Origin of the sequence: Haloterrigena alkaliphila, from assembly GCF_017352155.2 — an archaeon.
Taxonomy (GTDB): Archaea; Halobacteriota; Halobacteria; order Halobacteriales; family Natrialbaceae; genus Haloterrigena; species Haloterrigena alkaliphila.
Genome location: NZ_CP071462.1, coordinates 1,684,278 through 1,704,906, shown reverse-complemented (window position 1 = coordinate 1,704,906; position 20,629 = coordinate 1,684,278). Strand labels below are relative to the sequence as shown.

At 66.9% G+C, this 20,629-nt stretch carries 20 protein-coding genes; 10 read left to right on the top strand and 10 right to left on the bottom strand.

Features of this window, described 5'->3' with window-relative positions:
• Nucleotides 1-111: 111 nt before the first annotated feature.
• The 3 genes from J0X25_RS27120 to J0X25_RS27110 all read right to left on the bottom strand — a co-directional run bounded on the left by J0X25_RS27120 (nt 112) and on the right by J0X25_RS27110 (nt 5,084).
• Nucleotides 112-2,364: a hypothetical protein gene (locus tag J0X25_RS27120; protein ID WP_207290653.1), complete on the bottom strand. Its 2,253-nt coding sequence runs from the start codon at nt 2,362-2,364 to the stop codon at nt 112-114.
• Nucleotides 2,365-2,539: 175 nt separating this feature from the next.
• The gene (locus tag J0X25_RS27115) at nt 2,540-3,769 is read right to left on the bottom strand and encodes a DUF8167 domain-containing protein (protein WP_207290652.1); all 1,230 of its coding nucleotides are present in this window, start codon (nt 3,767-3,769) and stop codon (nt 2,540-2,542) included.
• A 1-nt stretch (nt 3,770) separates the two neighbouring features.
• Nucleotides 3,771-5,084: a DUF8167 domain-containing protein gene (locus J0X25_RS27110; RefSeq protein ID WP_207290651.1), complete on the bottom strand. Its 1,314-nt coding sequence runs from the start codon at nt 5,082-5,084 to the stop codon at nt 3,771-3,773.
• A gap of 269 nt (nt 5,085-5,353) precedes the next feature.
• Here J0X25_RS27110 and J0X25_RS27105 point away from each other — a divergent pair, with 269 nt between their 5' ends.
• The 5 genes from J0X25_RS27105 (at nt 5,354) to J0X25_RS27085 (ending at nt 11,360) form a co-directional block, all read left to right on the top strand.
• Entirely contained in the window at nt 5,354-6,415 is a 1,062-nt protein-coding gene (locus J0X25_RS27105) for an ATP-binding protein (RefSeq protein ID WP_207290650.1), read from the top strand.
• Nucleotides 6,416-6,505: 90 nt separating this feature from the next.
• Entirely contained in the window at nt 6,506-7,216 is a 711-nt protein-coding gene (locus tag J0X25_RS27100) for a DUF7310 family coiled-coil domain-containing protein (protein ID WP_207290649.1), read from the top strand.
• A complete protein-coding gene (locus J0X25_RS27095; protein ID WP_207290648.1) occupies nt 7,213-7,677 on the top strand; it encodes a DUF7311 family protein in 465 nt (154 codons plus the stop codon). The genes J0X25_RS27100 and J0X25_RS27095 overlap by 4 nt, the downstream gene beginning before the upstream one ends.
• A gap of 31 nt (nt 7,678-7,708) precedes the next feature.
• Nucleotides 7,709-9,634, top strand: coding sequence for a type II/IV secretion system ATPase subunit (locus J0X25_RS27090; RefSeq protein WP_207290647.1), 1,926 nt, complete (start codon nt 7,709-7,711; stop codon nt 9,632-9,634).
• Nucleotides 9,635-9,641: 7 nt separating this feature from the next.
• Entirely contained in the window at nt 9,642-11,360 is a 1,719-nt protein-coding gene (locus J0X25_RS27085; protein ID WP_207290646.1) for a secretion system protein, read from the top strand.
• Nucleotides 11,361-11,566: 206 nt separating this feature from the next.
• Here the strand turns inward: J0X25_RS27085 and J0X25_RS27080 are convergent, their stop codons facing one another.
• The 3 genes from J0X25_RS27080 to J0X25_RS27070 are packed head-to-tail and all read right to left on the bottom strand — an operon-like array spanning nt 11,567 to nt 13,219.
• Nucleotides 11,567-12,265, bottom strand: a complete 699-nt coding sequence (locus J0X25_RS27080; RefSeq protein WP_207290645.1) for a P-loop NTPase — start codon at nt 12,263-12,265, stop codon at nt 11,567-11,569.
• Entirely contained in the window at nt 12,262-12,627 is a 366-nt protein-coding gene (locus J0X25_RS27075) for a DUF7857 domain-containing protein (protein ID WP_207290644.1), read from the bottom strand. Before J0X25_RS27075 ends, J0X25_RS27080 begins: the two co-directional genes overlap by 4 nt.
• Nucleotides 12,628-12,682: 55 nt before the next feature.
• On the bottom strand, nt 12,683-13,219 hold the full coding sequence (locus tag J0X25_RS27070; RefSeq protein WP_207290643.1) for a metallophosphoesterase: 537 nt from the start codon (nt 13,217-13,219) through the stop codon (nt 12,683-12,685).
• A gap of 151 nt (nt 13,220-13,370) precedes the next feature.
• Here J0X25_RS27070 and J0X25_RS27065 point away from each other — a divergent pair, with 151 nt between their 5' ends.
• Entirely contained in the window at nt 13,371-14,330 is a 960-nt protein-coding gene (locus J0X25_RS27065; protein WP_207290642.1) for a cation diffusion facilitator family transporter, read from the top strand.
• Here the strand turns inward: J0X25_RS27065 and J0X25_RS27060 are convergent.
• The gene (locus tag J0X25_RS27060; protein ID WP_207290641.1) at nt 14,327-14,737 is read right to left on the bottom strand and encodes a hypothetical protein; all 411 of its coding nucleotides are present in this window, start codon (nt 14,735-14,737) and stop codon (nt 14,327-14,329) included. The genes J0X25_RS27065 and J0X25_RS27060 overlap by 4 nt on opposite strands.
• 226 nt (nt 14,738-14,963) lie before the next feature.
• On the opposite strand from J0X25_RS27060, the gene J0X25_RS27055 reads away from it, so the two are divergent.
• The 3 genes from J0X25_RS27055 (at nt 14,964) to J0X25_RS27045 (ending at nt 17,953) form a co-directional block, all read left to right on the top strand.
• The gene (locus J0X25_RS27055) at nt 14,964-17,135 is read left to right on the top strand and encodes an ATP-dependent DNA helicase (RefSeq protein ID WP_207290640.1); all 2,172 of its coding nucleotides are present in this window, start codon (nt 14,964-14,966) and stop codon (nt 17,133-17,135) included.
• Nucleotides 17,136-17,235: 100 nt separating this feature from the next.
• Nucleotides 17,236-17,550, top strand: a complete 315-nt coding sequence (locus J0X25_RS27050; protein WP_207290639.1) for a toxin-antitoxin system TumE family protein — start codon at nt 17,236-17,238, stop codon at nt 17,548-17,550.
• Nucleotides 17,534-17,953, top strand: coding sequence for an HVO_A0114 family putative DNA-binding protein (locus J0X25_RS27045; protein ID WP_207290638.1), 420 nt, complete (start codon nt 17,534-17,536; stop codon nt 17,951-17,953). The genes J0X25_RS27050 and J0X25_RS27045 overlap by 17 nt, the downstream gene beginning before the upstream one ends.
• Before the next feature lie 117 nt (nt 17,954-18,070).
• Here J0X25_RS27045 and J0X25_RS27040 read toward each other — a convergent pair whose 3' ends face one another.
• The 3 genes from J0X25_RS27040 to J0X25_RS27030 all read right to left on the bottom strand — a co-directional run bounded on the left by J0X25_RS27040 (nt 18,071) and on the right by J0X25_RS27030 (nt 19,257).
• The gene (locus J0X25_RS27040) at nt 18,071-18,370 is read right to left on the bottom strand and encodes a hypothetical protein (RefSeq protein ID WP_226777001.1); all 300 of its coding nucleotides are present in this window, start codon (nt 18,368-18,370) and stop codon (nt 18,071-18,073) included.
• Between the two features lie 137 nt (nt 18,371-18,507).
• Nucleotides 18,508-19,008, bottom strand: coding sequence for a 2'-5' RNA ligase family protein (locus J0X25_RS27035; protein WP_207290636.1), 501 nt, complete (start codon nt 19,006-19,008; stop codon nt 18,508-18,510).
• 54 nt (nt 19,009-19,062) lie between these two features.
• Nucleotides 19,063-19,257 carry a DUF7554 family protein gene (locus J0X25_RS27030; protein ID WP_207290635.1) on the bottom strand — a complete coding sequence of 65 codons (195 nt, stop codon included), beginning with the start codon at nt 19,255-19,257 and terminating at the stop codon, nt 19,063-19,065.
• A gap of 86 nt (nt 19,258-19,343) precedes the next feature.
• Between J0X25_RS27030 and J0X25_RS27025 the strand changes: the two genes are divergently transcribed.
• Nucleotides 19,344-20,450, top strand: coding sequence for a DUF7343 domain-containing protein (locus tag J0X25_RS27025; RefSeq protein WP_207290634.1), 1,107 nt, complete (start codon nt 19,344-19,346; stop codon nt 20,448-20,450).
• The last annotated feature ends 179 nt before the right edge of the window (nt 20,451-20,629 follow it).

The following is a 20,629-nucleotide window of genomic DNA, read 5'->3' as shown; positions in this document are numbered from 1 at the left end:
ATCAGGGGGCCGAAAGCTATTGCCCTTGGTGCGTCCGTTACACCTCGATCACGGTTTCGGAGGAGAAGCGGGGCAGAGAACGAGTCTCGAGAAGCCCACGCAGTGGGACGATTAGCGCCGCACGAGCGGCGCGACAAGCGAGAGGGTAACAAGCGCTGCGATCGGACCGAACCCGGGCACGCCATCCGAGCCATCACTATTCTCGGTAGCACTCGATTCGGACCCGTCATCGTCCCCTTCGATCGCGACTGACACAGTGCGCTCGTCATCGGCGCTCGAGACGGTGTATTCGTAGTCGCCGGCCACCGATTCGGTCACGGTCGCCGACACGGTCTCGGTCGTATTTGTACCGACGGTCAGTTCCTCGTTCGCGAGTTCGGCATCCGCGCCCTCGACAGCGATTGACTGCGTTCCATCGAGGTCGCCGGTGTTCTCGACGGAGACTGCCAGTTCGAACGTCTCGTCGATCGGAACCTCTTCAGGCACATCGACATCTGTGATCTCGAATGTCGGTGGTTCGACGACCTCACTGATCGTCTCGAACGTCTCACCCTCGAGGGCCACCGTGTGGGGAAGCGACACGCCAGGAGTGGCGTCGTGAACGTGTTCGAAGCCAACCGTCGAGTCCGAGGGCTCGATCACGACCGATTCCGTTACGCTGTGCTCGGTACCGAACTCGTAGGAGACGCTCGTACGGACCGGTTCGTCGCGGTCGGTCGCGAGGTCGACCGTCACTTCGTACGGTGTTCCGGGGCTGATCTGGTCGGGAGCGGAGAGTGACTCGAGGGAAACCGTTTCCGCGTCGACGACGGTGAGTGTACCGAGGTCGGTCTCGTCGACCGCGACGTCGTATTCGGTCCCGGCGTCACCGTCGGGCGTCCACTCGAACGTCACCATCGTCTCGTCGTCGGCCCCGAGCCAGACCCGCTCGGTAGCGATGGTTTCCCCGTCGACGGTTAGTTCGGCCGTATGCCCACCGGGCCCGCCGTCGTTCGCGTACGTTGCCGTCGCTTCGCTTTCGGTTCCGTTGACGACGGCAAGCGCCTCGAGCGACGCGTCCTCGAGTTCGATGTTCGGTGGCTCGGTGATCTCGAGTTTTGCGGTGTCACTGTGGCCAGCGACCGTAGCTGTGATTTCGGTCGTGCCCTGCTCGTGGGCTTCGACGACGCCAGCGTCGACGGCGGCGAGATCGTCAGTCTCGTAGTCGGCTGTTTCTGAAGCCGTAACCGTCGAACCGTCATCCAGCGTCAGCGTCACCGTCACATCCGTCTGATGGCCTTCCTGTACTGACGGTTCCGTGACGGTAACTGAGACGTCTTCGACCTGCCAGTCGAAGACGGGATAGTCGTCAGTCGCGACCCAGAAGTGCTCGAAGTTGAATCCGTCTAAGTTGTCTTTCGATTCCGCCCCAGTTATTTCCTCGTTCGTGAGCGGAACGCCGATATCATCGTACGAATCGGTCGCAGTCTGACCCGTTGTGTCAACGTCCCAATAACCATACGTTACTGTGCCGTGGTTTTGAATGTAATCTGCGTCGTTGCGTCCGACTAATCCACTGGTTTCACCGCCCGTGACTTCGCCCGTTGCGAATACGAGACTGGTCGGTCCGTAATTGCGTCCGTTCAGAGAACCTGCTATCCGGTCACCTCGTACATCACCCGTCGCGTACGCTAACCGAAGTTCCCCGCCCTGTCGGGAGACCTGACCGGCTAGACCGCCCGCGTCCGACCCTTCAACATCGCCTGTCGCATACACGCTAACGACCTCGCCGTTCCGTAATGAACCGACTACCCCACCTGCATAACCATCACCAGTAACGGTGACATCGGCACCTGAATCTTCGATGCGGCCACCGATCATCACTCCGACTAACCCACCCGTCCGGGATCCCTCCACGGTTCCGACCGCATAGACGGAACTGATTTCCCCGAAGTTCTCACCGGCGATCACTCCTGCATCGTTGCCGCCGTGAATATCGGCCGCTTCGAATTGGAGATGGTGGACTGATCCCTCGATCACTCCGAACAGTCCGACATCACCTGCAGTCGCTCGATCGATCGTGAGACCCTCAATCGTATGATTCTTCCCGTCGAGGGAGCCGTGGAACGGACTCGATTGATCGCCGACTGGTTTGAATCCCGTCCCTCGGCCCCACGCCGCAGTCTCCTCAGCGCTAATATCGCCACTAAGAACATAATGACCGTACCGATCCTCGTTCATCGCCTGTAACTCCTCAACGTCGGTGATCACGTATGGATCCGCTTCTGTTCCGTTGCCTTCCATTCCCTCAAGCGTTGACTCCTCCGCAGCGACAGCGCCAGTGAAGAGGACACCGGCACCGAGGAGAAGGACGCTTAGAACCATTGTTAGCTGTGGTATTCTTTTCATGGTTCAATTTATGTTGTGTTAAATTATATAAACTCCAGCATCAGCAGTTATATACAATAGCAAATCCCAAGTCGTCGAGGAGAGACACGAATTGTCGAGATCACACGAGAACCGTCAATCGCGTCGGTCGGAATCGTCCAATACGGGGCGATCACTCTGCTGTCTCTGACACCGCTTCCGGAGCGATGTCCGAATTTACCGACTCCTCGAGGACCGACGATGGTGCTTCTAGTTCGACGGGCGTCCCGAAGGCGTAGACCATGTTGCCGGCCTCGAGCGGTTCCCTGTCGGCCGGCAGCGAGATGATCTCGTCGCCGCGTTCGATCGCGAGCACGCGTCCCGGAACCCAGCCGGCAAACTCGTTCTCGAGGGGCCCACCCTCGTCGACCGTCCGTACCGTGACGGTCTCGTCCGCGGCGCGGATCGCCGAGACGAGCGCGTGCCCGTCGCTCGGCGTCTCGGGCCGCGTCGTGAGCCGATATCGTCGGCCGGCCTCGAAGGCCGTCGCGTCGTCCGCGTCGACGAGCAGCGTCGTCGCCGACCCCGCACTCGCTCGCAACGTGCCCGTCGCGACGAATCCGTTCTGCCCGTCGCCGGTCGTCCAGATTTCGACGGGATCCCCGGTACTGGCCCGCGACGGCGGGTCGGCGGCGATCGCGACGGCAACCTGGTCGGGGCCCAGCGTGGGGCTGACGCCGACCTGCCGATCGCCCACCGCGACGCCGACCGCGCTGCCGTCCTCGTCTAACTCGGCGCAGACGTAGCCGACGTCGAAATCGGACTCGATCCGGGCCTCGAGTCTGGCCTGCAGTTCCGACACCGACAGGTCGCTGGGAAACAGGAACCGCCGGCCCGCGAGTTCGCGTTTGCGGGCCGCGTCGACGGTCGGATAGCCGTCGGCGTCGTCGATGGTGTCGGGCAGCGTGACCGCGACGGCGAGGCCGGCAGACCGGACGAGATCCGCGACCGGCCCGCTGCGCTCGAGTGGTCGCACGTCGAAGACACCACACGCGAGGTGGTCGCCCAGGCGGTGGCCGCCGGCCGCGGCGAGCGTTCCGGCGGCGACCACGCCGAGCAGGAAGACGCTCGACGTGTAGTGGAGCAGCGGCGACTCGGCGACGACCGTACCCTGCCGAACCGCCCCGATCGTCAGCCACCCCGTCGGCAGCGCGAGGCCGACGAGGACGGCCGGGCCGGCCGGCAGTTTCCGGACGGTCAGCGCCCGATACCCGAACGCGACCGCGAGCGCGCCAGCGCCCGCCAGCAGCCCGTACCCGAGGATGCTGAGCAGGGCCGTACGCGTCCACTTGATCGACGCCGAGCCGGCGCTCTGGAGCGGTTCGGCCGCGCCGAACGCCTCGAGCAGGAGCGTCGCCGTCATCTCAGTGACTCACCTCCACGCGGTCGTCACCCGCGTCCGGTACGGTATGGTCGTCTCCGGCGTCCGATTCGACAGAGGCGTCTCCCGCGCCGGATCCGGTCTCGACGGCGTCCCCGTCGGTCCCCAGCAGAAACGCCTCGGCGCCAACCGCGACCGCTTCCGCGTCGGGGTCGAACTGCCACTCCCCCTCAACCGTCGAGTCGGGCGCATCGGCGCCGCGAAGGGCGAATATCTCGAGGTCGGTGACGTCGTTGTCGATCGCCGCCAGTATCGGCTCGGTCAGCGTCGCCTTCCGGATCGCCGTCCCGTCCCGTTCGAGCACCGAGACGGCGTCGAACTCGTGGGTCGTCTCACCCGGAGTGACGGCGATACGCACGCGGCGGGCCTCGAGGAGCGTCTCGGCGTCGGTCGTCGGCACGGCGACGGTAACCTGCCCCTCGCCGCCGCGCGACGGAGCAGTGGGACCGAAATCCGGGCCGAAGGTATCGGTACCGTCGGCGGCCGCGTCAGCACCAGCCACCCCCGCATCGATCCGGCCGCCGTCCGCGACGGGGGCGTCGTTCGTACTGAGTACGGTCCCGGCGACCGTCGTCGACCCAGTCACCGCGAGTACGTCGTCGCCCGTGCAGAGCCCCGTGGGGAGGAGCGCCCGCACCGAGACGGCACGCCAGCCCTCGGGTACCTGCCCCGCAACGCCGTTCGCCGGCGGCGCGGCGGTGATCGTCGCCCGCCCCCGACCGTCGACGGCAACCGACACCGCCTCGAAGTCGTCGGTCGTCCGCAACCGGTCCTCGAGACGCGCCTCGAGTTCCGAGAGCGGGAGATCGGCCGGGAGTCGCCAGGCGCCGTCCTCGAGGGCTGCCCGGAGTTCCGGATCGAGCGGCGGATACCCCTCGAACTCGCGGACGCCACCGCTCGACCGGATCGTTATCTGACCTATCGCGTCGACCGCGTCGATCGCATCCGCGGACAGCGGTCGGGTCCGTTCGACAGTGCCGACAGCGAGTCGCGGAAGGGCGTCGGCGAATTGAACGCCCCAGCTCGTCGCGTACAGTCCGAGGACGAAGCCGACTCCGAGCGCGAGGAGGAGCCCGGGCTGAACGCTGCTCGCGTCGAGGACGTCCGCGGCGGAGAGCGTCCCCGCAGTGACTGCGACGGTGACCACGCCGCCGGCGATCGACGGCAACCGGGCCCCGACGAGAGCGCTGGCCGCGAAGCTCACGCACCCGACGAGTACCGCGGTGACCACACCGAACGAGAGGCCGAACGAAACGCCGGTGAGCAGTTCGATCGGCGTGAGAGACAGCGGGTTCATCGGCACGTTCGGATACGACGGGGACGGTCAGCGGTCGCAATGGCGATGAGACGTTCGAATTCGGACGGAACGCTGGCGGATCCCCCGGTTACGGGCTGAGCCGGCGTTCGATCGATTCCGCGGTCAGTGCGCGGGAACGTTCGTTGCGAACGGTCCCCCTCGGTTCGCCTCGACGGTCGATTCTCCGAGAGCATGCCGACTCTGGCCGGATCTTCTCCCTTAAACCCTCGTCCGGGACTACAAGACCGAAGGCGCGACGAGTTCCGCGCATGAGCTTCGTAATCGGACGCGGTGACGATCTCGAGAGCGGTCCCGTCGGCCACCTCGGCGCCTATCGGGCCCGCGACGGGAGTCGGGGCGCGACGTTGCACCTCGACTTCGACGGCCCACACGCGATGTTGATCGTCGGCAAGCGCGGCTACGGGAAGTCGTACACGATGGGCGTACTCGCCGAGGGGCTCGCTCGGGCGAACGGCGTCGCTCCGGTGATCGTCGATCCGATGGGCGTGTTCGACACCCTCGCCGAGTCGACCCCCGGCCCGGGCGTCTCAGCTTCGGTGGTCGACGAGCCGGCGGTCACGCCGACGTCGCTGGATCCCCGGTCGTGGTGTACGATGCTCGGTCTCTCGCCGGAGAGCGGCCCTGGCGGGCTCGTCTGGCGAGCCGCACAGGCGGAATCGACCCTCGATGGGATGTGCGACCGGGTCGAGGCGACCGACGCGCCGGACAGCGACGCGAGGGCGGCGGTGAACCACCTCCGGCTGGCCGACTCGTGGGGCGTCTTCGACGTCGACGGCATCGACGCGACGGACCTGGGCGGCTCCGAGGTGACGGTCGTCGACGTCTCCGGCCTCGAGTCGGCACCGATGAGCGCAGTCTGTCGCGGGGTCGCGGAGACGCTGTACCGCGCGCGGGTCACCGGGTCGATCGATCGGCTCCCGTGGCTGTTGCTCGACGAGGCCCACACGTTCTTCGACGGAGTGGCCGAACCGGCGCTCCGGACGATTCTCACGCGCGGTCGCGCGCCGGGCGTGAGCCTCGTCTCGGCGACACAGCGGCCGAGCGCGGTCCCGGAGGTGGGGATCTCGCAGTCGGACGTCCTGATCTCGCATCGACTGACCTCCCGGGACGACCTCGAGGCGCTCCAGGCGGCCCAGCCGACGTACATGAACGTCTCGCTGGCCGACGCGGACCGGCTGCCGGAGTCCACGGGCGACGTCGTCATCATCGACGACGCGACGGAGACGGTCCACGCCGCACGGATCCGCCCGCGCGAGACGCCACACGGCGGCGACAGTCCGCGCGCGAGTGACATCGTCGCAGACGAGTAGCGCCGGAGCGCGACCTGGCCACCGACCGCACCGGTGGCCGCGACGCGGCGGGCGCTGATATTTAAATACGATAGCTCGGCCACAGACGGTATGAGCGACATCGATCGGATCGATCAGCGACTATCCGCGGTCGAGCGAGCGGTCGTCGACTGCGACGTCGAACTCGACGAACTCGCCGATCTCGCGGCGCTCGCCGCGGATCTCGAGCGCCTCGAGGCCCGGCTCGAGGAACACGACCGGCGACTCGCGGAGCTGGAAGGAACCGTCGACGCGATCGACGGCTTCGTCGGCAACGTCGAGTCGGTCAACGGAGACGTCGAACGGCAGGCCGACGCCGCGATCGCCGCCGTCGATCGGCTCGAGTATCGGATCGAAGAATTCGAGCGAGTGCTCGAGAAACGCGGCGTCTCGAAGGGTCGGGACGGGAGGGTTGAAACCGGCGAGCCGAGCGGAAACCCGCCGACACTCGAGCGTCCCGAGGGCGACGAAACGGCCGCGAATCGGTCCGACGACTCGAGTCAGACGACGCGGTTCGACGACCATGATGTGGCGTCATCGGCGTCCGGTGGGACCGTCGACGACGCCCCGTTCGGGGAACCGGCTGAGGCGGAAGAGGGGGCCGGGCCGGAAGAAACGGCCGGGCTGGAAGAGACCGCCGGTACGCTCCTCGAGGCGACCGCCGCGGAGACCGGGTCGACCGCCGACGGAGCGGACGGTGACGACGTGCTCGACAACGCGTCGACGGAGTCGGACGGAGAATCGACTACTCTGTTCGCATCGCTTCGCGACCGACTCCCGTGATCCGATACGTCCTCGCAGCGCTGCTGGCGCTCGCGCTGCTGGTGATTTCGATCCCCGCCATCGACACGGGCGCATCGATGAACAGCCAGCGACAGGTGGACGCGAGCCTCGCGGCCATCGACGACGCCGCGACGTCGCTGATCGAACACGAGGAGGTGACGCCCGAGGGGCATCCCGATCCCCAGCGCGTCGTCGAGGTGACGCTCCCGAAGGAGTCGCTGACGACCACACCCGTCGACCACTTCGAACTGGTTCCCTACGAGAACGGGAGCCATACGCACGCCCGATACGTGCTCGAGGACGGCACGACCCGGGAGGACGTGATCGATGAGAAAATCGTCTGGAACGATCCCGCGACGAACGAGACGACGGAAATCGGCGGGACCGGGACCCAGCGGCTCGCGCTCGTCCTTCTGGAAGACGACGACGGGGAGCCGGTGATCGTCGCCCGACATGTGTGAATTTAAATCAGAAGGGGCGGCCAGTGTCGCCATGTCTCAGGACGGGGTCGCGAGCGCGTTTCGATCAGTTCTCGACGAACTCGGTCTCGGATCGCTCCTCGGGGGAGACCAGACGAAGGCGCCGTGTGCGTGCCGCGTGTCCTTCGACGAGGATCACCTCGTCGTCGACGCGAGCGACTGTGACGGCGACCTCGAGACGGTAGCGGCCTGTCGGCGAACCGTCGTCGAGGCGCTCACCGAACGCGACGCGTCGGCGATCGTCACGCGATCGAACGGGATCGAGAGACGGTACGAGCGACTGGGCGTCGAACTGCTCGGCGCGGCCGGCCGGTTCGTCGGACTGCTCGGCGATCGAGACGAGGAGTTGGCCGCGGCCGCCGCGGAAAATCCCCTCGAGGTCGCCACGGAACTGGAGCGCCAGATCGGACCGGTCGCCGACGTCGCCGTCGACGCCGGGCTCCTCGAGGCCGCGGCTGACATCGACCGCTACGGATCGGCGCTGACGTCGACCGTCGGCCTCACGATCGGCCACTACTTCGTGGACCGACGGATCGACGACGATGCGCGGCTCCGAGACGTCGAAACCCTCGAGACCGGCAGCGAAGCGCGAATCTACTCGCGCGAGGACGGCGTCGCTCTGTACGCGCTCGACGTGGTGGACGGGACGCTCTCGGAGCCGGAGCGGAACCACCTCGTCGAGGGGTACGAGGCTATCGCGGAGGGGATCGTCGAGGGGGATCGCGCGGCCTCCCGGGCGATCGAGTACGCGACGGACGAACCGGCGGATCCGCTCCTGACGCGGGTGCTGTCGAAGCATACGAACGGATACGGCGTCCTCGAGGACCTCTTCGCGGATCCGCGGGTGACCGACGTCTACGTCACCTCGCCGGTCTCGAAGAACCCGATCCGGATCGTCGTCGACGGCGAGTCGATGACGACGAACATCCACCTGACGCCGGACGGGGCGCAGGCGCTGGCGTCTCGCGTCCGCCGGACGAGCGGGCGGGCGTTCTCGCGGGCGAACCCGACGGTCGACGCGACGGCGGCCCTCGAGAACGGGACCGGCGTCCGCGTCGCCGGCGTCACCGATCCCGTCGCGGAGGGGGTCGCGTTCGCGTTCCGCGAAGAAGCGGACGATCGGTTCACGCTGCCCGGTCTGGTCGCCAACGACACCATGAGCGCGGAGGTCGCGGCGTTTCTCTCCGTCGCCATCGAACGCAACGCGGCGACGCTGATCGCCGGGACGCGTGGATCGGGGAAGACGACGCTGCTGGGGACGTTGCTGTACGAACTACCGCCGGAAACCCGAACCGTACTGATCGAGGACACGCCGGAACTCCCGGTCGAGCCGCTACAGGCCGTCGATCGGGACGTTCAGGCGCTCCGGACCGGTACCGGCGACGGGCCGGAGATCACCCCCGAAGCGGCCCTTCGGACCGCGCTCCGGCTCGGAGACGGAGCGCTCGTCCTCGGTGAAATTCGGGGGGAAGAAGCGCGGGTCCTCTACGAGGCGATGCGGGTCGGCGCGAACGCGAACGCCGTCCTCGGAACGATCCACGGCGACGGCGCCGACGAGATCTACGAACGGGTCGTCTCGGACCTCGATGTCGAACCGTCCTCGTTCGGGGCGACCGACCTCGTCGTGACCGTCGAGTCCTACCGCACGCCGAACGGCCGGAAGCGGCGGGTCGCCCGGATCGAGGAGGTGATCGCCAAGGGCGACGACATCTGGTTCGAACCGTTGTACGAACTCGACGGCGAGCAGGCCGCACCGACCGGCCGGATCGACCGCGGCGAGAGCCACCTCGTCGATCGGCTCACCAGGTCGACCGAGGAGTACGCGACGGTCCGTCGGGCTATCGCGGACCGGACGGAACTCCTCTCGAGGCTCGCAGCCGACGGGCGAACGAATCCACCCGAGGTCGCCGCGGTCTACGCGGATCGGGGGCAGGAGTGATCGATCGATGGCGCTGTTAACGGAGTTCATCGGCTATCTGGCCGCACTGTACCCCTACGACGTCGACGGGAGCGACGAACTCGTCGACTCGCTCTCGTTCATCGAATCGCCACACGACGACGAGACGATCGTCCGTGCGGGCTACGGCGCCGGCATCGTCGGCGCCCTCCTGCCGCTGCCGCTGTTGCTCACGCCGGCACCGATCACGTTCGTTCTGTTCTTCGTGCTCGTGATCCCCGTGGCGGCGATCCACGGCGTGCACTCGCTGCCCCACCTGCAGGCGGCGTTTCGCCGCACGGAGGCCCTCGGCGACACGCCGAACCTCATCGGGCGCGCGGTCCTGCGGATGCAGGTCCAGCCGGCTCTCGAGAGCGCGGTGCGGTTCGCCGCCGACACCGGCGAGGGGCCGCTCTCGGACAGTCTCGAGGCCCACATCGACCGGTCGATCGGGACCTCGGACACGGGGCTGCTATCGTTCACCGCGGAGTGGGCCGAGTGGTTCCCCGCGCTGCGACGGTCCGCACACCTGCTCGCGTCCGCTCAGGACGCGCCGGAGGGCGAGCGCGTGCGAACGCTCGATCGGTCGCTCTCGGCGGTCCTCAACGGAACGCGAAACCAGATGGCCGATTTCACCGCCGCCATTCGCGGACCGACGACGGCCCTGTTCGCCTTCGGGATCATGATCCCGCTGGCGCTGATCGCGCTCGTCCCCGCCGTGCCGATGCTCGCCGACGTCTCGATCAACATCTGGATCTTCGTCCTGCTGTACAACGTCGTGCTCCCGGGGATTCTCGTCGCGGCGAGCCTCTGGCTGCTCGTCCGCCGTCCGGTCGCGTTCCCGCCGCCGACGGTCGGTCGCGACCACCCCAACGTTCCGGATCGTCTCTGGCTGCGCGGCCTGTGGGGAATCCTCGCGGGGGTGGCCGGGTACGCGATCACGACCGCCGTCGGGCTCGCCCATCTGGCCCCGATCGTGGCGATCGGTCTCGCCCTCGGCGCCGCGCTGCTGGCCGTCTTCGGTCCGATCCTCGAGGTCCGCAACGACGTCCGGAACGTGGAGGAACACCTCACGGACGCCCTCTACATCGTCGGCCGACAGGTCGCGGAAGGCGAGTCCGTCGAGTCGGCGATCGCACTCGCGGCCGAGCGGGTTCCCGCCGAGACCGGCGCGGTGTTCGAACACGCTGCCGGCGTACAGCGCCGCCTTCACGCCGGCGTCGAGGCGGCGTTTCTCGGCGAGTACGGAGCGCTCCGGGACGTTCCCAGTCCGCGAGCCCGCGGGACGGCCGCGCTGCTGGCGATCGCCGCCGACGAGGGGAAACCCGCCGGCCGGGCGATCGTCTCGATGGCCGACCACCTGGAGGAGCTCGAGGAGGTCGAAGCCAGGACCAAGCGGAGCCTGAAGCAGGTGACCGGAACGCTCGACAACACGGCGGCGTACTTCGGGCCGCTGGTCGCCGGCGCGACGATCGCGATGGCCGCGATGATGTCCAGCGAGAACCTGGGTGCCGGGACGGAGTTCGATCCCGCCGCCTTCCCGGCCGAATCGCTGGCCGTCGTCGTCGGAGTCTACCTGATCGCGCTGTGTTGTATCCTGATCCCGCTCTCGATCGCCCTCCGACACGGCGTCGATCGGGCCCTCTTCGGCTATCACGTCGGCCGCGCGCTGGTCTCTTCGATGGTCCTGTACGCGCTCACGGTCGGGCTCGTCGAGATGGCTCTCTGAGGCCGCTCGCCTCGAGTGTCGATCACGGCCTCGAGGCAGACATCGAGAGTCGGACGTGAGAGTATGCGACGTGGTTGCTGGAGAGCGGTCGCGTCGGCGGAAAGAATCCGAGCGGTGTCGCAGCCGCCTGTCGCATTCGGGTGGCCTCCGATCACGGCGTCGACGTCACGCAGGCGGCGGTCGCCGATCTCGCGGGCGTCGTTCAGTCAGAGAACGGTGGGTCCGTCGGCGAGTCGCGTCGCGTAGCGGTCGACCGACTCTGCGACGGCGTCGAACGCATCGATCGCCGGACACTCGGGGTGAACATCTCGGACCGGACGCCCCCGTTCCATCGCATCGTCAACGGTCGGCAACTCCTCAATCACCGCCGTCGGTGCGCCGAACGTCCGTTCGACGCGGTTCGCGAGGACGTCAGTCTCGTCGACCGTCGCCCGATTGAGGACGATCGACGCGATCGGCGTCTCGAGATCGAGCGCGACCTGTCGGGTCCGGAGCGCGTCGACGATCGCCGCCTCGGAGGGGACGGTGACCAGGACCGCGACGTCGGCGGTCTCGAGTTGCACGCCGACGTCACGCGCCAGCCCCGCCGGACAGTCGATCACGACGCGGCCCGCCTCCCGTTCGAGTCGCTCGACGACCCGCGGAAATCGGTCCAGATCCGCTGCGCGGGCGCCGGCGAGGGTCCGGCCGCAGGGAAGGAACCTGACCGGGCCGATCGATTCGACGGCCTCGAGCGGATCGGCACGGTTCGCGAGGACGTCGTGGAGGTCCGGCCCGATTCCGCGCGGGAGGTCCGCAGTCGCCAGATCCGCGTCGACGACGACGGCGTCGAGTTCTCGCCCGAGGTTTACCGAGACGGTCGATTTGCCGACGCCGCCCTTGCCGCCGCTGACGGCGACGATCATGGCCCTCGCGTGAGGACGTCGGTTGGTGGCGCCCACCCGTCCAACCCGGCGATCACGTCGTCGGTCGATCGGGTCGGCTCGTCGGTCGCACGCTCCGCCGCGACGATTTCGACCGGCGGCTCCACCGGCGGCGCGGGGCTGGCGAAGCCGATCCCTCGACTGCGCCCCGGTTCGACGGTCCCCTCCCAGCAGTGGTCCTTCCACTCGGGGCGCGTGGCCCCGTCGCGTCGCGGCGGCCACGTCGGCCCCTCGAGTCGGCTCTCGAGGCGGGTCCGTTGCGGCGTCGTTTGCGTGTTCGTGACGATCGCCGAGACGAACGTCACCCCCTCGCGCCGATCCAGTTTCCAATCGGGATCGTTCATACGGCTGCGTTCGTTCCCGTTCCCGTATAAAGTTCAACACGACGACGGGAAATCGCTACGCGTCCGCTCCTGCCCCAGGGAGTTCGAACGTCTCGAGGAGCGTTCCGTCCGGATCGCGAATCTCGCCCTCGAGTCCGCCGCCCGCGTCGTCCGCGCGCGCCTCGAGCACGGCGAAGCCCGGCCGGTTTCCACGCGGGTCGGCGTGGCTCCCGGGGTTCAACAGGAGAACGTCCTCGGTCTCGACGGCCGTTGGCCGGTGGCTGTGGCCGAAGACGACGACGTCGGCGTCCCGCGAGCGGCCGAACATCGCCAGCCCCGTCTCGCCGCCGTCCCGGCGGTGGGTGACGGCGAACCGGAGGCCGCCGGCCTCGACGACGCGGGCCGTCGGCAGGCGCTCCCGGACGGCGGCGCTATCGGCGTTGCCGTGGACGGCGTAGAGCGGGCCGCACTCGGCTTGGAAGGCCTCGAGGGCCGCCTCGCTCGTGAAATCGCCGGCGTGAATCACGACGTCGGCCTCGCGGGCCGCGGTCAGGGCCTCGCCCTCGAGTTCGTGGCCGTCGCTGCTGTGCGTGTCCGAGAAGATGGCGATCATGGCCGCCCTTCGACCGTCGGTGACAGGTCCCTTTCGGATGCGGTCGCGCCGGCGTCCGGATCGTTCGAGAGTCGTCCAGATCGCTCGAGACGGAAGAAACCGGCTCTAGAGCGCCTTACATTTTAGGATCGACCCTCCGTAGTCCCCGGTGATGGCCAGTAGCACCTCCGTCGTCCTCGCCGCACTGTTCGCGAACGGCGCGATCGCGATCATGAAGTTCGGTGGATATCTGCTCACGGGTAGTCCCGCGATGCTGTCGGAGACGTACCACTCGGTCTCGGATACGGGCAACCAGGTATTCCTGCTCGTCGGGATCAAGTACGGCGCCCAGGAGGCCACCCGGAGCCACCCGTTCGGCCACGGGAAGGCGCAGTTCTTCTACAGCCTCCTCGTCAGCGTCATGCTGTTCGGCATCGCCGGCTGGGAGAGCGCCCGTCACGGCGTGAGCGCGTTGAGAGAGGGCGGCGTCCACCGCGCCAGCGAGGACGTCACGCTGCTCGGGGCGACGTTCGATCCGGTCTACGTCAACTACGCGGTGTTGCTCGGGGCGATCGCCTTCGAGTCCTACGCGCTCTGGAAGGCCTATCAGGGAATCAGCCGCCAGATGGACGACCACGGCTGGACGAGCCTCCGCGAGGCGTTCAGCAAGACTAGCGACGTGACGACCCTGACCGCGCTCACCGAGGACACCATCGCGCTGGCGGGCGCCGGAATCGCCCTCTTCGGCGTCTACCTCACCCGAACCACCGGAAATCCCGTCTACGACGCCGGCTCCGCCCTCGTCATCGGGATCATGCTCATGGGGTTCGCCGTCGCGCTCGCCGTGGAGAACAAGCGACTCATCCTCGGCGAGAGTCTCGCGAAGGAAGACGAGGACGAACTCAGACGGATCATCGCCGACTGGGAGGGCGTCACCGAACTCGTCGACCTCCGAACCGTCTACTTCGGTGCCGAGGAACTGCTCCTCACGGCCGACATCGCGTTCGATCCGGTTCTCGACGCCGAGGAGATCAACGAGCGCATCACGGAACTCGAGCGCGCGTTGACGGAGCACGACGACCAACTCCAGCGGATCTACATCGAGCCGGAAGTACAGGATGCGACCCGTTAATCGGTCGCCTCGCCGGAACGGTCGTCGTACCCCGCCACCACCGTCGGCCCCGGCGGCCGGTCGTTCAGGAGTGCCGTCACCGTCGTCTCCTCGAGATCGACCGTCGACTCGAGCGGCTCCCATCCGTCGTCCGTCTCCACGGCGACGGCCACGTCGGTCGGACTCGCGCCCGGCGGGAGCTTCCCGGGGTCGTAGACGAGCGTAATCTCGACGGCCTCGACGGCCTTCAGTTCCTCGACGGCCGTCAGTTCGACGGGGTCGCCGAGGGCGTCGACCGGCGGGTCGTCCCCGCTCTTCGCGAGGCCGAACGCGTCGGGGACGACGCCCGCGACGACGGCGACGCGGGCGCCGACGTGCTCGAGTGTGTACTCCGCGACGTTGCTCGAATCGTACCCGGGGATGGCCATGGTTGAGGCGAGGGACGCGACACGGTTGTCGCTGTACCGCGCGATAGCCGGCCGGTGATGACCGAGGCGGGGCGGCGGGTCGGGGCGGCTACTCGTGAGAAGCCGCCGACGGCCGACCCCCCTCGTCCGGTCCGGCGCCCGTTCCGGTGACAGAACAGGTGGCGACGCGGAGTCGACGGCGAATCGAGACGAACGCTTTTATCGTATCGGGAACTGATCGTCTAGCGTGTCCGAGACTGCCGGGTACATGCGCTTTTTCCCGTACGACCAGCCGTACGAGAACCAGCGCGAGGCGATGGACCGCATCCACAACTCCCTCCACCGGGGACAGAACGTCCTCTTCGAGGGGGCCTGCGGGACCGGCAAGACCCTCTCGTCGCTCGTGCCGGCCCTCGACGTGGCCCGCGAGCACGACAAGACGGTCGTCATCACGACCAACGTCCACCAGCAGATGCGCCAGTTCGTCGCCGAAGCCCGCGCGATCACCCGCGAAGAGGACATTCGCGCGATCGTGTTCAAAGGAAAGTCGTCGATGTGCCACATCGACGTCGGCTACGAGGAGTGTCAGGCCCTGCGGGACAACACCCGCGCCGTCGTCGACGCCGAACGCGACAAACGGCAACTCGAGCGCCGCCAGCGCGAACTCCTCGCCGAGAGCCAGGAGGGCGACGGCGGCGCGGCCGACGCCCGCTCGGCGGTGATGGACGAACTCGAGTCTATCGAGGAGCGACTGGACGATCTCGAGGAGCAGAACGTTTGCGACTACTACCGGAACAACCTGACCGAAGACACGGACGACTTCTTCGCGTGGCTCTTCGAGGACGTCCGCACCCCCGACGAGATCTACGAGCACGCCGAGAATCAGCAATTCTGCGGCTACGAACTCCTGAAGGAGGGGATCGAGGGGGTCGATCTGGTCGTCTGCAACTACCACCACCTGCTCGACTCCACCATTCGAGAGCAGTTCTTCCGCTGGCTCGGCCGCGACCCGGAGGACGTGATCGCCGTCTTCGACGAGGCCCACAACGTCGAGGACGCCGCCCGCGAGCACGCGACGCGAACCTGTTCCGAGCGGACGTTCGACTCTGCGCTAGACGAATTGGCCGACACCGACGACCCCCGCTCGGAGGACGCCGCGAACGTGCTCTCGGCGTTCCACCGCGCGCTGGTCGAGACCTACGAGGACTCCTTCGGCTTCGGCGAGCGCGAGCGCATCGGCGAGAACTGGGAGGACGTCTCCATCGCCAACGAGGGCCGGAAGGACGACCTCACGCTCGAGTTTCTCCAGCGCTACTCCGGGCGGGGGATCGAGGACGACCTCGAGGCCGCGATGAAACTCGGCCAGGAGCTAGACGAGCAGTACGAGGAAGCGTATCGGGAGGGCGAGACCGCGACGCGCACGGAGTGTCAGACCCTGCAGGCCGCGGCGTTCGTCAGCGCCTGGATGAACGAGGGCTCCGCGGAGGGGCTGTACCCGGTCGTCACCGTGACCCGCGACGCCGGCACGGACGAAATCTACGGCCGCGCGGAACTGTACTCCTGTCTCCCGCGACAGGTGACGGGCCGACTGTTCGAGGAGGTGTACGCGACGGTGCTGATGAGCGCGACGCTCCAGCCCTTCGAGGTCACCGAGAACGTGCTGGGGCTCGAGGACCCCGTCACGATGGCCTACGGGCTCCAGTTCCCCGAGGAGAAGCGCCGCACCTACGCCGTGGAGACGCCGCCGCTGTTCGCGTCGGATCGCGACGACCCCGCGGTGCAAGAACGGGTCACCGACACCATACGCGACGCCGTCCGGATGACGCCGGGGAACACGCTCGCCTTCTTCCCCAACTACGGCGAGGCCGGGCGGTACGCCGACCGACTCGAGGGGCTCATCGAGAAGACGGTCTATCTGGACGAACCGGGAACGTCCGTCGAGGAGATTCGCCAGGAGTTCGTCGCGGCCGACGGCGCCGTGCTCTGTACCTCCCTCTGGGGCACGCTGGCGGAAGGCGTCAGTTTCGACGGCGACGACGCCCACACGGTGCTGGTCGTCGGCGTCCCCTACCCCCACCTGGACGACCGCGCCGAGGCGGTCCAGGAGGCCTACGACGCGGCCTTCGAGGGGACCGAGACGGGCTGGCGCTACGCGGTCGAGATTCCCACCGTTCGGAAGACCAGACAGGCGCTGGGCCGCGTGCTCCGCTCTCCCGAGGACGTCGGCGTCCGCGCGCTGCTCGACAGTCGCTACTCGCGCTCCGCGAAGTCGGATCTCGGCCGCTACAGCGTCAACGGCACCTTCCCCCACGAAGAGCGCGAGGAACTGATCGATCTCGCCCCCGAGAAGCTGAAGTTCGCGATGCTCAACTTCTACGGCGACCACGACGCCTACGACGGCGAGGCGCCGGCGCCGTAGACTCGAGTCCAGTCACGTTGTACCCTGGCAGTTGCGACGATCCGCCGGCTGTTGTCCCTACCCACAACAGTTATTCTGTTGGAGGTGATAACAACGGTCGATGGGTGGGAACGACGAGGAAGCCGCCCCACTGATCAGCGTCACGAAGGACTTCGGCGAGACGTATGCCGAGGTTCGAGCGTGGGCTGTTCCGGAGTCCGATCGGTATCCCGACGGGTTGAAGTACTCGATGCAGTACGGGACGACGGACGGAGAGACGATCGTCCGATACGACAACTTTCCGGACCACCCGGACGCTGCTCCCCACCACAAGCATCTGGCAGACGAAACGGTCCAAGACGTCGAGGTCGAGGGAATCGAAGCGCTCTTCGACCGATTCAAAGCGGAGGTTCGAAATCATGGAGAACACTGGTAACCCGACCGACGGCGAGCGAACGATGTACGTCCGCTTTCAGCGCGGTGACGAGGACGGACTCAGAGACGCCCTTCGAGCACTCGATCGGGGCGAGACGCCCGCACCACACTTCGAGGTCGTTTTCGACGATCCCGACGATATTCACCGCGTTACGCGCCCGAAGAACCTCGAATTGCTTCGGACGATCGCCCAGCACGAACCCGAAAGCATTCGAGAGACCGCACGGCTCGTCGATCGGGACGTCCGACAGGTCCACACGAACCTCGAAGAACTCGCGGAACTGCACTTGATCGAACTCGAACGGGACGGGCAACGAAAGAGACCGACCGTCTGGTACGAGACGATCGAGGTAGATCTCCCACTTTCCACACCCGATGCGAGCAGGGACGAAGCGAACGCGTAGTGATAGCAGATATCCGCAGGGGTACGCAGTTCGTCCGCTGACGTACCGTTTTCTCGTCGCGACCACAGCAGTCACGCCGCTATCCGTACTGAACTGTCTGGGAGGGGCTCCGAATGATTACTCGCTCGGTTCGATCGTCACGTCGGCGGCGCCGTTAGTGACGATCACGAGGTGCGTGCCGCTCTTTTCGATGGTTACGTCGAGCGTCTCCGGTTCCGAGACCGACCGCGTCAGTATCGGTCCGTCGTCGGCGTGATCGAGTCGGAAACTGATCGCGTCGGACTGAACCTGCTCGTCGTCCGCCTCGGCCACGTCCACGTTCTCGATCGAGACGGTCAGCTCTTCGCCGGCCTCGGCGCTGAACTCGCCCGTCTGCTCGTCCTGCAGCGTCTCGTCGACGTAGCCATCGTCCTTCATGCTCGTGAGTTCACTACAACCCGCGAGCAGTATCGTTGTCGAACTCGCGAGAACCGCGCGACGGTACATGGCTACGAGATAGCGAGACCGCGGGGTAATAGCTACCGGACGACTCACGGTTCGATTTCCGACTCGAGTCAGGCGGGCAGCGAGACGCGACTGACCGACAGCTTGTCGGTGCCGTCCCAGAACTCGAGTTCGCTGACCGTCCACCGGATCGGCTCGATCTCGCGGTCGGCCAGTCGCTTCGCGGTCGCGACGTCGCCGCCGCGGGCCAGCGTGACGTGGGGGACGTAGTCGCTCCCCTCGAGTCCCGCGACGGTCTCGAAGGCGTCGGTGAGGTCGACGTGAATTCGCTCGAGACCGGGACTCTCGACGGCCAGATAGACGACCGGTGCCGACCCCAGCGGCGGCGCTTCGAAGTAGTCGATGCCCGTAATCTCGGCTTCGACGGCGGGGGTCCCCTCGAGCGCGCGGTGGGCGCGGTGTTGCAGTTGGGCGACGTGGTCGGCCTCGCCGAGCCGTTTGAGCAGACACGAGTGGTCCTCGCGGACGCGGTCGAAGCCCACGAGATCGGGATAGAGCTCGTTGGCGACGGTCCGAACGCGGCCGGGAACCGGAACGTTGACGCTGTACACTTCGGTCGGGCTTGGGCGCGTTCCCGTATCAGTGTGCTGGTCCGATCGGTCGATTCAGATCTTCTCGAGGAGCCAGAGGACGATCAGCGCGGCGATCGCCACCTGAACGACGAAGAAGAACGGCCCGAGCAGACTCGCGATGCTACCGATCACTGCCTGTACGATCTGCAGGATGAGCAAGACGGCGATCAGTGCGAGGACGATCTTCAGGAGCGTCTCGACCTCGAGTTCGGCGCGGCGATCGATCATACCTTCGTCTACTCGTGACTGTCCCAAAAATTCACCGCTTTGCGCGTCGGAAAGACATATTTGGTCGGATACGGCATTTCACTGTAATGGATACCAAGGGGCTGTGGGCCCTGGTCCGGGTGCTCGTGGGTATCGGTTGCGTGCTCGCCGTGCTCTCGCTGGGTCCTGTCGGCGCGGTCGGCGCCGTCAGTGCCGACGGAGCGATGCTGCAGGAGGACCCCGCGGGCGAACAGTTGAGCGACGCCGACGAGATCCACATCGACGTCTACGTTCAGGAGAACGGCTCCGCGAGGTTCGTCGTCGACTATCGGTTCGAGAACGTCTCCGGCGGCGAGTGGGAATCGCTCCGCGAGGACGTCGAATCGAATCCGGGCACCTACGCCGCCAGCGAGGAGCGCCGGTGGAACGAGGAACTCGCCGAGGGGAACAACCAGACGGAACGGGAGATGACGATCGAGAACGTCTCCGTCGCCACCGACACGAGCTCTGCCCCCCGAGAGCTCGGACACGTTCGCGTCACCTTCGACTGGACGAAGTTCGCCTACGTGCAGTTGAATCAGATCCAAGTCGAGAACTCGCTGCTGGGCTTTACGTTCCCCAGCGACACGTCGTTGCAGATCAACGCGCCGGAGGGGTACGAAATCGACGAAGCCACGCCGGAGCCGGAAGGCGGGGACGAGCAGTCGGTCTACTGGCTCAGCGACGGCGATCCGTTCTCGTCGGATCCGCCGATGGTTCTCATGATCGAGGAGAGCAACGAATCGGCCTCGTCCTCGCCCGAGTCCGACGTCGAATCGGACGGGGGGTCGTCACCGCTGTGGCTGGTCGTCCCGGCCGCCGTCGTGCTCCTCGCGTCCGCCGGCGCCGTCGGCTGGTGGCTCAGACGCGTCCACGGCGACGACGCGACGACCGACGCACCGGCCGGCGACGCCGTGGCGACCGGGCCGACTCCCGCGACCGACTCGAGCGCGCCGCCCCGGGAACTGCTCAGCAACGAGGAACGCGTCCTCCGCCTGCTCGAGGACCGGGGCGGGCGGATCAAACAGCAGGAGGTCGTCTCGGAACTGGACTGGACAGAGGCCAAGACGAGCCAGGTCGTCAGCGGGTTGCGCGAGGACGGCGAGATCGATGTCTTCCGAATCGGCCGGGAGAACGTGCTCGCCCTGCCGGAGGAGGACGAAACCGAGGTGTAGCCGTCGGTTCCGTCGGTAGCGGTTCGCGATCACCGTTGCTGACGCTCGCGGTCTCGTCGACGACGCTCGCGGTCTCGTCGCCGGCGGGAGACGAGCGCCGCGCCGGCGTTGTGACGACACTGCGCCGACAGTCCCCTCGAGCGCCGTTCGCGGGTGACCGACACCCGAAATATTTGCGG